This is a genomic window from Dyella ginsengisoli LA-4 (assembly GCF_000334915.1).
Classification (GTDB): domain Bacteria; phylum Pseudomonadota; class Gammaproteobacteria; order Xanthomonadales; family Rhodanobacteraceae; genus Dyella_A; species Dyella_A ginsengisoli_A.
Map to the genome: position 1 here is coordinate 16,443 of NZ_AMSF01000090.1, position 12,907 is coordinate 29,349.

At 66.9% G+C, this 12,907-nt stretch carries 12 protein-coding genes; 1 reads left to right on the top strand and 11 read right to left on the bottom strand.

Annotation, left to right across the window (positions count from 1 at the left end):
* Positions 1-10: 10 nt before the first annotated feature.
* The 11 genes from lipA to C693_RS0119375 all read right to left on the bottom strand — a co-directional run bounded on the left by lipA (position 11) and on the right by C693_RS0119375 (position 11,233).
* Complete coding sequence (gene lipA, locus C693_RS0119325) at positions 11-1,018, bottom strand: lipoyl synthase (RefSeq protein WP_017463931.1); 1,008 nt, start codon at positions 1,016-1,018, stop codon at positions 11-13.
* A 10-nt stretch (positions 1,019-1,028) separates the two neighbouring features.
* A complete protein-coding gene (gene lipB / locus C693_RS0119330) occupies positions 1,029-1,697 on the bottom strand; it encodes a lipoyl(octanoyl) transferase LipB (RefSeq protein WP_017463932.1) in 669 nt (222 codons plus the stop codon).
* A gap of 138 nt (positions 1,698-1,835) precedes the next feature.
* Positions 1,836-2,126, bottom strand: coding sequence for a DUF493 family protein (locus tag C693_RS0119335; RefSeq protein ID WP_017463933.1), 291 nt, complete (start codon positions 2,124-2,126; stop codon positions 1,836-1,838).
* A complete protein-coding gene (locus C693_RS0119340; RefSeq protein WP_017463934.1) occupies positions 2,126-3,364 on the bottom strand; it encodes a D-alanyl-D-alanine carboxypeptidase family protein in 1,239 nt (412 codons plus the stop codon). The genes C693_RS0119335 and C693_RS0119340 overlap by 1 nt, the downstream gene beginning before the upstream one ends.
* A 64-nt stretch (positions 3,365-3,428) precedes the next feature.
* On the bottom strand, positions 3,429-4,430 hold the full coding sequence (locus C693_RS0119345; protein ID WP_017463935.1) for a septal ring lytic transglycosylase RlpA family protein: 1,002 nt from the start codon (positions 4,428-4,430) through the stop codon (positions 3,429-3,431).
* A complete protein-coding gene (gene mltB / locus C693_RS0119350) occupies positions 4,427-5,437 on the bottom strand; it encodes a lytic murein transglycosylase B (protein ID WP_017463936.1) in 1,011 nt (336 codons plus the stop codon). The genes C693_RS0119345 and mltB overlap by 4 nt, the downstream gene beginning before the upstream one ends.
* A 92-nt stretch (positions 5,438-5,529) precedes the next feature.
* The gene (gene rodA, locus C693_RS0119355; RefSeq protein ID WP_017463937.1) at positions 5,530-6,645 is read right to left on the bottom strand and encodes a rod shape-determining protein RodA; all 1,116 of its coding nucleotides are present in this window, start codon (positions 6,643-6,645) and stop codon (positions 5,530-5,532) included.
* A complete protein-coding gene (gene mrdA, locus C693_RS0119360) occupies positions 6,642-8,615 on the bottom strand; it encodes a penicillin-binding protein 2 (RefSeq protein ID WP_017463938.1) in 1,974 nt (657 codons plus the stop codon). The genes rodA and mrdA overlap by 4 nt, the downstream gene beginning before the upstream one ends.
* An 11-nt stretch (positions 8,616-8,626) precedes the next feature.
* A complete protein-coding gene (gene mreD / locus C693_RS0119365) occupies positions 8,627-9,112 on the bottom strand; it encodes a rod shape-determining protein MreD (RefSeq protein WP_017463939.1) in 486 nt (161 codons plus the stop codon).
* Positions 9,109-10,062: a rod shape-determining protein MreC gene (gene mreC, locus C693_RS0119370; RefSeq protein WP_017463940.1), complete on the bottom strand. Its 954-nt coding sequence runs from the start codon at positions 10,060-10,062 to the stop codon at positions 9,109-9,111. Before mreC ends, mreD begins: the two co-directional genes overlap by 4 nt.
* 124 nt (positions 10,063-10,186) lie before the next feature.
* The gene (locus C693_RS0119375) at positions 10,187-11,233 is read right to left on the bottom strand and encodes a rod shape-determining protein (RefSeq protein ID WP_017463941.1); all 1,047 of its coding nucleotides are present in this window, start codon (positions 11,231-11,233) and stop codon (positions 10,187-10,189) included.
* Positions 11,234-11,508: 275 nt separating this feature from the next.
* On the opposite strand from C693_RS0119375, the gene C693_RS0119380 reads away from it, so the two are divergent.
* Complete coding sequence (locus C693_RS0119380; protein WP_017463942.1) at positions 11,509-12,444, top strand: carbohydrate kinase family protein; 936 nt, start codon at positions 11,509-11,511, stop codon at positions 12,442-12,444.
* Positions 12,445-12,907: the final 463 nt, after the last annotated feature.

Genomic DNA, 12,907 nt, shown 5'->3' on the forward strand with positions numbered 1-12,907 from the left:
GCAGGTCCCTTTAGGCAAGTTCGGTGACGCCCGCGGCATGTGCCTGCAGGTCGGCGTGGTAGGAGGAACGCACCAGCGGGCCGGATGCGACGTGGTGGAAACCCATCGCCTCGCCTTCCCGACGCAGCGCGTCGAATTCGTCCGGCGTCCAGTAGCGCACCACCGGGTGATGATGAGGCGTCGGCTGCAGGTACTGGCCGATGGTGATCATTTCCACGTCATGGGCGCGTAGATCCCGCAGGGTCTCGATCACCTGCTCGTACGTCTCGCCGAGGCCCAGCATGATGCCGGACTTGGTCGGCACGTCCGGGTGCTGCGCCTTGAAGCGCTTGAGCAGGTCCAGCGACCACTGGTAGTCGGCGCCCGGACGCACTTCGCGGTACAGGTGCGGGACGGTTTCCAGGTTGTGGTTGAACACGTCCGGCGGGAAATCCTTCATCACCTCCAGCGCCCGCTCCATGCGGCCCTTGCCGCGGAAGTCGGGGGTGAGGATCTCGATCTTGATCCCGGGGGCGGCATGGCGCACCGCACGGATGCAGCTGGCGAAGTGCTCGGCACCGCCGTCACGCAGGTCGTCGCGGTCGACCGAGGTGATCACCACGTACTTCAGACGCATGTCGGCGATGGTCTCGGCCAGGCGCGCCGGCTCCAGCGGATCGGGCGGCGCCGGGCGGCCGTGGGCCACGTCGCAGAACGAGCAGCGCCGGGTGCACACCTCGCCGAGGATCATGAAGGTGGCGGTGCCCTTGGAGAAGCACTCGTGGATGTTCGGGCAGGAGGCCTCCTCGCACACCGTCACCAGGGCGTTCTGGCGCAGGCGCGACTTCAGCTCCTGCACCGCATTGCCCTGCGGCAGGCGCACGCGGATCCAGCCCGGCTTGCGCAGGGTCGGCGTCTCGGTGTCGAAGCCGGCGCGGTTGCGCGCGATCTTGTCGTTGCCGAGCTGCTTTTCGACCACCGGCGCAGACACCGTCTGGATCGGAATGGTCTTGGTGGGAGTGGCGGAGGATTCGCTCATGTGCTCGGGCCTAGACCGCGGCGCGCGCGGGGAGTTCGGGGAGTTGGGGGGCGGCCGGCTCGGCGTCGAAGCCGAATTGGCGACAGAACTCGCCGATCAGCACGTCTTCGACGTCCGCCAGGCGCGACGGACCGCCCAAGTCTAGCACCTGCGTCACCGCCAAACCCTTGTAGCCGCAAGGATTGATGCGCTGGTAGGGCTCCAGGTCCATGTCCACGTTGAAGGCCAGCCCGTGGAAACTGCAGCCGCGCCGCACGCGCAGGCCCAGCGCGGCCACCTTGGCCCCGGCCACGTAGACGCCGGGGGCGCCCTCCAGCCGCTCGGCGCCGATGTTCCAGTGCGCCAGCGTATCGATGATGGACTGCTCGATCCGGTGCACCAGCTCGCGCACGCCCACGCCCACCCGGCGCAGGTCGATCAGCGGGTAGCCGACGATCTGGCCCGGGCCGTGGTAGGTCACCTGGCCGCCCCGGTCCACCTGCACCACCGGGATATGGCCCGGCGCCAGCACGTGCTCGGCCTTGCCGGCCTGGCCCTGGGTGAATACCGGGTCGTGCTCGAGCAGCCACAGCTCGTCGGGTGTGTCGGCGGTGCGGCGGTCGGTGAACTCGCTCATCGCCTTCCAGGTCGCCTCGTAGGGCTGACGGCCGAGACGGCGGATCTTCAGGGGCAGGGACATGGGGTGGAACCTGGGTGGACCGGGGGAAATGTGGGTGAGATCAGGGGGCGGCCGGGTCGATTCAAGGGTGGCGGGCGCCAAAACAAACGGGGAACGCGCGCGGCGCGTTCCCCGTCGTGAAAACCCGGCAGCGGGCGCTCACAGGGTGTAGCGGATGTCCGGATCGGCCCGCAGCACGGTGTGGGCCGAGTCGTACTGTTCCCGCGTCTGGGCGCGAAAACTGACCGTCACCGAGACGTAGTTGCCGCCGGCCGAGTGCTTGTAGCGCACCGTCTCGTGCAGCACGTGCAGGCCGGCGCCCTCGAGCAGCCGCGGCACGTGCACCGGCAGGTCGGCGCCAGCGTTGCCCATGGCGGTGATCTCGAACTCGCCGGGGAACTGGAAGCCCTTGCCGTCCTTCTTCGCCTGGGTGAAATCGATCTCTTGCATCACTTCGCGTCCGCGTCGGCCTTCTTGCCGCTGCCATGGAACCACAGCAGGATCGAATCCCAAAGCCGCGAGAAGAACCCGCCCTGCGGCGCATCGGCCAGAGCCACCAGCGGCACGCTCTGCACCGGCTGGCCGTCGAGCGTGATGCGCAGCGTGCCGACCTGCTGGCCCTTCTTGAACGGGGCGATCAGGGTGGCCGGGATGTCCATGGTGGCCTTGAGCTTGTCGTACTGGCCGCGCTTGACGGTGACCAGCACCGGATCGGTCACGCCCAGCGGCAACGTATCGGCCTGACCCTTCCACAGGCGTGGCGTGGCCAGCGGCTTGCCGGCCTCGTACAAGCGGTGGGTCTCGTAGAAGCTGAAGCCGTAGTTGAGCAGGGCCATGGCCGAGTCGGCGCGGGCCTTCTCGGTGCTGGCGCCCATCACGATGGCGATCATGCGCGAGTCCCCGCGCTTGGCCGAGGCGGCCAGGCAGTACCCGGCGGCGGCGGTGTGGCCGGTCTTGATGCCGTCCACGCTGGGGTCGCGCCACAACAGGGCGTTGCGATTGCCCTGCTTGATGCCGTTCCACTCGAACTGCTTGATCGCCGAAATGGCGTAGTCGTCGGGGAAATTGTGGATCAGCGCCCGCGACAGGATCGCCACGTCATGCGCGGTGGTGTAATGGTCCGCCACCGGATAGCCGGACGCATTGGAGTAGTGAGTGTTCACCATGCCCAGCTGCTTGGCATAGGCGTTCATCAGCCCCGCGAACGCTTCCTCCGAGCCGGCGGTGTGCTCGGCCAGCGCGATCGCCGAGTCGTTACCCGACTGGATGATCATCCCGTACAGCAGGTCCTTCAGCGGCACCTGGCTGCCCAGCTTCAGGAAGCTGGTGGAGCCGTCGGTGCCTGCACCACCGGCGCGCCAGGCGTGTTCGCTGATCGTCACCGGATCGGTCATGTGGATGCGGCCATTGGCCAGCTCGGCCGAGATCACGTAGTCGGTCATGATCTTGGTGATCGATGCCGGCTCGACGCGCTCGTCGGCATTCTTGCTGGCGAGGATCTGCCCGGTGGCGTAATCCATCAGCACCCAGGCCTTGCCGTCCACGTCCGGCGGCGGCGGAACCGGCACCTCGGGCGCGGCCGGGCGTGGCACCGGGGAGGGCGGCGGCGGGACCTGCTGGGCGATGGCGGAACCGGCCACGAGGGCGGCGGCCGCGAACGAAACCAGGGTACGGCGGAAAAAGCTCATCGTTGTGTTCAATCCCGTCTGGCTGGGGACGGCGGACATGGCGCCGTCGCATGAGAAATACCGTTCAGTCTACCGCGACCTGAGGATGCGGCAGACCCATGGCCTCGATCCGGCGCGCGATGACGTCGGCCTGTTCAGCATCTGGCAGAGGTCCGACGCGCACGCGGCGAATGGTTCGTCCGCCGCTCTGCGCCTGGATCACCTGCACGTCGCCGAGCTTCGCCGCGCGCAGCCGCTCGGCCAGGCGTTCGGCGTTCGACGCGTCTGAAAAAGCCCCTACCTGCAGGTAGATCGACGGCTTGCTGCCGAGCACAGGGACCGGCGCACCGGTCGCAGGTTCCCCATGTGCGGCGGGCTGGGCGGTCTTGACCTGGCCATTCACCACTGCGGCGGGCGGCGGCGTGCGCTCCGGATGGGCCGGATCGATAGCGCGCACCTCGACCAGCCCGGTGCCTTTCGGCCAGATGCCGATCTTCACCGCCGCCGCGTAGGAGAGGTCGATCAGGCGGTTGTCGTGGAACGGGCCGCGGTCGTTGATCCGCACGATCACGCTCTTGCCGTTGGCCAGGTTGGTGACCCGCGCGTAGCTCGGCAGCGGCAACGTCTTGTGCGCCGCCGAGAACTTGTACATGTCGTAGTTCTCGAGATTGGACGTCTTGTAGCCGTGGAACTTGTTGCCGTAGAACGAAGCGATACCGCGCTCGTCGTAACCCTTTGCGCTCGACAGCACGCGGTAGGTGTGGCCAAGCACGGTGTAGGGCGACCGGTTGCCATAGGTCGAACGCGGCTCCCAGTGCGGCACCGGTTCGGGCAGCTTGTCCACGTCCGGCGGCGGACCCGACGGCACGCTGTCCGCCTGTTCGCTGTAGCGGTCCGCCTGGCTACGGCTGATGTCGTCGCGGAAGCGATCGTCGCCGGTCGGCGCGCCCGTCGGAGCACCCGCCTCCTGCCCGGTTGCGGCCGTCCCCCGCGATCCATGGTGCGCCGCCGGCCGGGTGCGATGGCCCGCGCAGCCGGTCAGCAGCAGGACCGTGGCGACCGCCAGCAGTGCTCCGATCCGACTCACGGCTGGCGATCCGCCGCCTTCACACCGGCATCGATCGCCTGCGCCAGCTGATAGACGGCCATGGCGTAAAGCGGACTGCGGTTGTAGGTGGTGATCACGTAGAAGTTCTGGAAAGTGAACCAGTACTCCGGCCCGTTCGCGCCTTCCAGCGTCTGCAGGCCGGTCAGCTCGCCGGGGTTGGCCGGCTGCAGCGGCGCGTAGCCCCAGGCCTCCAGCTGCTCCAGCGACCAGTGCGGCCTGGTGTCGTCGGCCGTGATCGCTTTCGCCGCCGCATCGGGCTGCGCGCGCATGGCGACCGGGCCACCGCGAACCCAGCCATGCTGGGCAAAGTAGTTGGCGACGCTGGACACGATGTCCGGCAGCGAATCGACCAGATTGATGTGACCGTCGTCATCGGCATCCACCGCGAAGTCGCGGATGCTCGATGGCATGAACTGGCCCCAGCCCTGCGCGCCGGCGTACGAGCCCATCAGGGTGTCCAGCGGACCGGCCAGATGGTTGTCAGGCAGCTCCAGCAGCACCTTCAGCTGCTCGCGGAAGAACTTTGCCCGTGGCGGGTAGTACAGGCCCAGCGTGACCAGCGCATCGAGCACCTTGTACTTGCCGGTGAGCCGCCCGTAGTTGGTCTCCACGCCGAGGATCGCCACGATGTATTCCGGTGCGACGCCGTACTGCTGGCCCACCTGTTCGAGCAGGGCGCGGTGATCGCGGTAGAACGCCACGCCGTCGGCGATGCGCTGCGGCGTCAGGAAGATCGGCCGGTAGTCCCGCCACGGCTTGGCTTCGGCCGGCCGGCTGATCGCATCGAGGATGCTTTGCTGCTTGCTGGCGCCGTCGAGCAGGCGGTTCAGTGCGGCCGGATCCTTGCCGGTATCGCGAGCCACCTCGCGCACCAGCGCGGCCTGGCCTGGATGGGTCTCGGCGTGCAGCGGGATGAGTGCCGGGGCGACGAGCAGTCCCCACGCGATGACCAGGCGGAGGACACGGGTCGCGTTGCGGACAGTCATCAGGGCAAAGCTCGCATGGCAGGGGGGCGCGGAGAGCCTAGCACGCGTGTCGCGGCCAGCCCGGGAGGCTGCGGCGCATGCGTGCGGGCTGGTCACTGGTGCATCTTGCGGTTGGCGTGGATCGACATCAGCACGCCGAAACCGGTGAGCAGCGACACCGCGGAGGTACCGCCGTAGCTGACCAGCGGCATCGGCACGCCGACCACCGGCAGCATGCCGGCGACCATGCCGCCGTTGACCAGCACGTAGACGAAGAAGCTCATGCCGATCGCGCCGGCGAGCAGGCGCGAGTACGTGTCGCGAGCCTCCATCGCGATCCACAGGCAGCGGCCGATGATGAAGGCGTACAGCAGCAGGATGCCGATGACGCCGACCAGGCCGAACTCCTCGGAGAACACTGCGAAGATGAAATCGGTGGTGTGCTCGGGCAGGAAGTCCAGCCGCGACTGCGTACTGTGCAGCCAGCCCTTGCCGAAGATGCCGCCGGAGCCCACGGCGATCTGCGACTGGATGATGTGCCAGCCATTGCCAAGCGGGTCCGACTCCGGGTTCAGCAGGGTCATCACGCGATCGCGCTGGTACTGGTGCATGAAGTGCCAGCCCACCGGCACCATGGCGGCGGCGCCGGCCAGCAGCATGCCGATGCGCCACCACGCCATGCCGGAAAGAAACAGGGCGAATGCGCCAGCGGCCGCCACCAGCAGCGCGGTACCCAGGTCCGGCTGCTCGGCGATCAGGCCGGCAGGGAGGACGATCAGCAGGCCGACCACGGCAATGTCCTTCCAGCTTGGGGGCAGCTGGCGCGGATGCAGGTACCACGCCACCATCATCGGCATCGTGAGCTTCAGCAGCTCCGAGGGCTGGAACCGCATCACGCCCAGATCGAGCCAGCGGTACGCGCCACGTCCCTCGCCCAGCGCCGCCACCACCACCAACAGTGCAGTGCTGCCCGCGTACAGCCACGGTGTCCAGGTGCGCAGGGTCGATGGCGGTATGCGCGATACCAGCAGCAGCAGGACGCCGCCCAGCACGAAGCGGGCCGCCTGCCCGCCCACCAGCGACAGGCTGCGATCACCCGCGCTGTAGAGTGTCATCAGGCCCACGCAGGCGAGCGCGAACAGGCCGAGGGCCAGCGGCAGGTCGATCCGCGGCCGGGTCATCAGACGCCGGATGAAGCGGCGCATGCGCATGTAGTAGGGACGGATCATGGCGTGTCTCCGTCGGGGGGAGCGACCGGCAGGTCCTCCGCTGGCAGCGGCGGCACGTCGCCAAGCGAGGGGTCACTGTAGGGTGTGAACGCAGGCGCCTTGCTTCCCTTGGTCGCCAGCCAGGCATCGAGGATGTGCCGGGCGATCGGACCGGCCGAGGATGAGCCCCAGGCGCCCGCCTCCAGCACCACGGCAACCGCAATCTGCGGATCGTCGGCCGGCGCATACATCTCGAACCACGCGCGATTGCGACTGGCGAGATAGGCCAGGTTGCTGCGGTCGTCGTAGCTGTTGCCCGTGCGCGAGTAGCGCTGTGCCGTACCGCTCTTGCCGGCGATGCGGTAGGGAAAGCCGACGGTCAGTGTCCGTCCGGTGCCCTTGTCGCCATACATCACCATCTCCATGCCCTTGTCGATCGCTTCCCAGTTCGCTTTCGAACTGATCAGCGAGGGCCCTTCCGGCGGGTTCGGCAGCGGCACGACCTTGGCATCCACGCCATCCTGCGTGGCCATCAACAGGCGCGGCTTGTAGGGCACGCCGCCGCCGGCGAAAGTGGCGATCGCATGGGCGAGCTGCAGCGGCGTGACGGCCCAGTAACCCTGGCCGATGCCGGCGATCATTGTCTCGCCGGGGAACCACGGCATCTTCGAGTGCGCGGCCTTCCACTCGCGCGAGGGCAGCACGCCGTCCGACTCCCCGACCAGGTCGATGCCGGTTGGATGGCCGAAGCCGAACTGGCTCATGTAGTGGCTCAGGCGATCGATCCCCAGGTCCAGTGCCAGCTTGTAGAAGTAGGTATTGACCGATTGTTCGATCGCCTCGGCCAGGTCCACCCGACCGGCACCGCCACGCTGATCGTCGCGCCGACAGAAGGTGGTCCCGGGAATGCAGTACTGGCCGGTGGAGACCACCGTGTCCTCCGGCGTGCGCAGGCCGGATTCCAGCCCCGCCAGACCGATCAACGGCTTGACCGTGGATCCCGGCGGGTACACCCCGCGCAGGGCACGGTTGTACAACGGCTTTCTCGGATCGGTCGTCAGCGCCCTGTAGTCGGCCGAACTGATGCCGTTGACGAACAGATTGGGATCGAAACTCGGCACGCTGACCATCGCCAGTACCTGGCCGTTGCGAGGGTCGATCGCCACCGCGGCGCCGGGGCGCCCGGCGAAGGCATCCTCGGCGGCTTTCTGGATGCGGGCATCGATGCTCAGGTAGAGGTTCTTGCCGGGTATCGGCGCGTGGGTTTCCAGCACGCGCTGGGTGCGGCCGTCGGCGTTCACCTCCACCAGCTCATAGCCGGGCGTTCCGTGCAGCAGATCCTCATAGGAGCGTTCGATACCGCTGCGCCCCACGTGCGTGGCGCCCTTGTACCGGGCCGGGTCGAGCCGCTTCAGGTCGTTGTCGTCGATCCGGTTGACGTAGCCGATCACGTGCGCGAAGCGGGCGCCGAAGGTGTAGCGCCGGGTCAGATATGGCACCACATCCACACCGGGGAAACGCCAGCGGTTGACCGAGAAACGGGCGATGTCGTCCTCGGACAGGTGCATCTTCAACGGAATGCTGTCGAAACGACGGCTCTGGGCGAGCTGCTTCTTGAACGCATCGATGTCATCGTCGCCAAGCGGCACGACCGAGCCGATCTGCGCCAGCATCGCCTTCATGTCAGGCACCTGCTCGGGTACCACCTCGAGCCGGAAGGCAGGCACGTTGTCGGCCAGCAACACGCCATTGCGGTCATAGATCAGTCCGCGCGCCGGCTGCAATGCGCGCGGTTTGATCCGGTTCGCATCCGAGCGGGTGGCGAACTCGTCGTGGTGCAGCACCTGCAGGAAGGCGTAGCGTCCGACCAGGGCCAGCAGGCCCAGCAGGATCAGGGCAAAACCCGCCACGGCGCGACCGCGGAACAGTGCACTTTCACCCCGCGGGTCCTTGATGGCGCGACGCGGACCATGGATACGGCGCTTGCTCACCGGCGCACCGATCAGGCGATACGCAGCCGGATGCGGAGGTCATCCAGCAGCAGGAACAGGAACGGCCAGAGCGCAGCGCCGACGAACGGCGAGAACCACCAACTCAAGGTGGGCGAGGCTTCGCCAGCGAAGGTGCGCACGATCAGCAGCAGGATGCGGTCATTGAGCAGCAGCGCAAGCACGGCCAGGGTCTGTTGCCACATCGGGAAGAAGCGCAGCCGCGAGCGGAAGCGCAGCGCGATGAATATCAACGCGGTCAGTCGCATGGCCTGTTCGCCCAGCAAAACGCCATCGAGCAGGTCGGCGAACAGACCTATCGCAAAGGCCAGTCCCAGGCTAACCCGCTCGCCGGACTCCAGCGCCCAGTAAAGCAGGACCAGGGCCGGCCAGTAAGGCTTGAACGGCTGCAGTACCGCCGGCAGCGGCACCAGCATGGCGATCAGCGAGACCGCGACGGTAGCGCTGAACCAGAACAGGGCGACACGCTGGCGGTTCATCGTTTCGCGCCCGTATTCGTCGTGGATGTCGAGGAGGCTGCGGGAGCCGGCATCGCCAGGTCTTCCGGCGGCCCCACCGAAGACGCCGGAGCCGGTGGGCCGGCGGGCTCTGCCAGGTCGTGGAGGAGCAACACGTCCTCGCTGCGGTCGAGGTCGGCGGCCGGCTTCGCGCTGGCCTGAAGGAACATGCCGGTCGGTGCGGGCTGCACCTTGTCGATCGTGCCCACCGGGAACCCCGGCGGGAAGCGCCCACCGATGCCGGAGGTGAGTAGACGGTCACCGGCACGGACGTCGGCAGCCATCGGGATGTCCGGCAGGACCAGTCCGTTCCCGTCGCGTGTGCCGTAGGCGATCGTGCGCAGACCGGTGCGTTCCACCGTGACCGGAATCGCATGCGCCGGGTCGGTCACCAGCATCACCACCGAGGTGCTGGGCAGCACATGCACGACCTGGCCCATCACGCCCCGGGCATCGATCACCGGCTGACCTACGTGAATGCCGCTGTTCGCGCCGACGCCGAGCATGATGCGGTCCTCGCCCGGGCCAAGGTCGACTCCGATGACCCGCGCAAGCTGCACATTGAGTTCGAGGCTGCGCTGGGTATCGAGCAGTTCCTTCAGGCGCTGGTTCTGTTCGGCCACTGCAGCCATGCGGTTGAGCTTGGCATTGGCCAGCAGCAGATCCTCACGCAGGCGCTGATTTTCCTCGGTGAGGGTCTTGCGCTCCGCGAACGCGACGGCAAGCGAGTGCAATCCGGCACTGGGCGCACCGGCGAGGCGGTAGAGCGGCTCGACGACCACGGCGGCGGCGTAGCGTACCCGCCAAGTCCAGCCATTACGGTGATCCAGCACCATCAGCACCATCGCCAGAGCGAGGTAGGTGAGCAGGCGCAGCGTACCGGCGACCGTGCCGGCGAACAGCGGTGAGGGTTCCTCACGGGTCAGCGGCATGGCGCCCTTCCGTCATGGATGCTGCTGCGCTGTTTCAACGACAGGGCTCCTCGGGCTGCCTCGCACCGGCCCGCGCGGTGTTTGTCGGAATCCAACGGCTACCGGACACCCGGTCCGGCACGGCTTACTCGGGAGCGAAGAAATCGCTGCCGTGCTGATCGATCAGCTCCAGCGCCTTGCCACCACCGCGGGCCACGCAGGTCAGCGGGTCGTCGGCAACCTGCACGTGGAGGCCGGTTTCCTCGGAAATCAGGCGATCCAGATCGCGCAGCAAAGCACCACCGCCGGTGAGGACGATGCCACGCTCGGCCACGTCGGAGCAAAGCTCCGGCGGCGTCTGCTCCAACGCCGACTTCACCGCGGCGACGATACCGGCGAGCGGCTCGTGAAGCGCCTCGAGAATTTCGTTGGAGTTGATCGTGAACATGCGCGGCACACCCTCGGCCAGGTTGCGACCGGAGATCTCGATCTCCTTGACCTCGCTCTGCGGGAACGCACAACCGATCTCGAGCTTGATCCGCTCGGCGGTGGATTCGCCGATGAGCGTGCCGTGGTTGCGGCGCACGTAGTTGATGATCGCCTCATCGAAGCGGTCGCCGCCCACGCGCACGGAGGCGGAGTAGACGATGCCGTTGAGCGAGATCACCGCTACCTCGGAGGTGCCGCCGCCGATATCGAGCACCATCGAGCCGCGCGCCTCGTGCACCGGGATACCGGCGCCAATCGCGGCAGCCATCGGCTCCTCGATCAGGAACACGTCGCGGGCACCGGCGCCTTCGGCGGATTCCTTGATCGCGCGGCGCTCGACCTGGGTCGACCCGCACGGCACGCACACCAGCACGCGCGGGCTGGGACGAAGCATGCGCGACTTGTGCACCTGCTTGATGAAGTGCTGCAGCATCGCCTCGGTCATGGTGAAGTCGGCGATCACGCCGTCCTTCATCGGACGCACGGTCGCGATGTTGCCCGGCGTACGGCCCAGCATGCGCTTGGCCTCGCCGCCGACCGCCGCCACCGCGCGGGGACCGCCCGGACCGCGATCCTGGCGGATCGCGACCACCGAAGGCTCGTTCAGCACGATGCCCTGGCCACGCACATAGATCAGCGTGTTGGCGGTGCCGAGATCGATGGAGATGTCGTTGGAGAAGATCCCGCGAAACTTCTTGAACATGGGCGGCGCCGCGCTTCCGACTGGCTAAAAAGTAAGCGCGCCAGTCTAGTCAGCGCTGCCAAGGGGCGCAAGGACTGTAACGTTAAGAAATCCTTGCGGGACGGGATGATATCGACAGTTTCTTGAGTGCCCACGCAGCATCGACGACGGGAGGAAAGTCGCCAAGGAGGGGCGTTCGCGGTACGATTCGCAACTTTGCCGGGGCCTTCGGTCGCGGCTGTCTACGGGGTCGCCGGACAGGTGGCCCGAACATCTTGCCGAGGCACCCAAGCATCATGTCAGCCGTCATCTGCGGATCGTTGGCCTACGACACCATCATGGTGTTCCAGGACCAGTTCAAGAACCACATCCTGCCGGACCAGGTGCACATCCTGAATGTCTCGTTCCTGGTACCTCGCATGCGCCGCGAGTTCGGCGGCTGCGCTGGCAACATTGCCTACAACCTCAAGCTGCTCGGCGCAGATCCGCTGCCGGTGGCGGCCGTCGGGCAGGACTTCGCACCCTACCGGCAGCATCTGGTGGAATGCGGCATCCGACTGGACCACGTGCGGGAGTATGGCGACCAGTTCACCCCGCAGTGCTTCATCACGACCGACCTGGACAACAACCAGATCACCGCCTTCCACCCGGGTGCGATGTCGAGCGCGCACGAAAACCACGTCAAGGACATTCCCGAGATCAGCTTCGCGATCGTCGCACCGGACAGCCGCGAGGCGATGCTGCAGCACGTGGACGAATTCGCAGCCCGCGGCGTACCTTTCATCTTCGATCCGGGCCAGGCCATGCCGCTGTTCGACGGCGCCGAGTTCCGCTCGATGATCGAGAAGGCGACGTATGTCATCGTGAACGACTACGAATCGCAGCTGCTGCAGACGCGGACCGGGTGGTCGGCCGAGGAGATCGCCTCCCGGGTGAATGCGTACATCGTCACGCAGGGGCCACGCGGCTCGATCATCCACGCCGATGGCACGACGCACATGATCCCGGCCGCAAGGGAGCGGCGTATCGTCGACCCGACCGGCTGCGGCGACGCCTACCGTGCGGGCCTGATCTTCGGAATCATGCAGGGCCGCGACTGGCCGACAGTCGGGCGCATGGCCTCGCTGATGGGCGCGCTGAAGGTCGAGCATCCGGGGACCCAGAACCAACGCTTCAACTATGAGCAGTTCCATGCCGAGTTCAAGGAACAGTTCGGGTACGCGCTGGACTGAGGGTTCAGAACGACAGCATCGGATGAAAGAAGCGGGGTTTTCCCCGCTTTTTTTTGCCCGCGACGGTGGTACGAGGCGCGCGGTTTGCGCTCTGTGAACAGTCAGGCCGCAGCCTGATCGACGGCCGATACGGGCAACAATCCACTGGACCTAGCTGACGGCGTGATCGGCCGGCAGGAGGTTCTCGGCAAGCCGGGGCCCCGTTGAGTCACGCTGCTTCGGGTTAGCGTGAATCCTGGTGCGGAAGGCCCGGAGTCGAATCCGGAACAGGTCGACGCGGGCAGCGCGGCCCGGCACGCCGTCCACGTCGCACCCGACAGGAGGATGACTTCAGCATGTGGGTCGATTGGCAGTGCAATGGCGAACACGGCCCCGGCGACGATCCAAATAAAAAGCCCCCTCCGGTTGGAGGGGGCTTTTCTTAAAAAGGTCCCTGGCAGTGACCTACTCTTGCATGCGGATG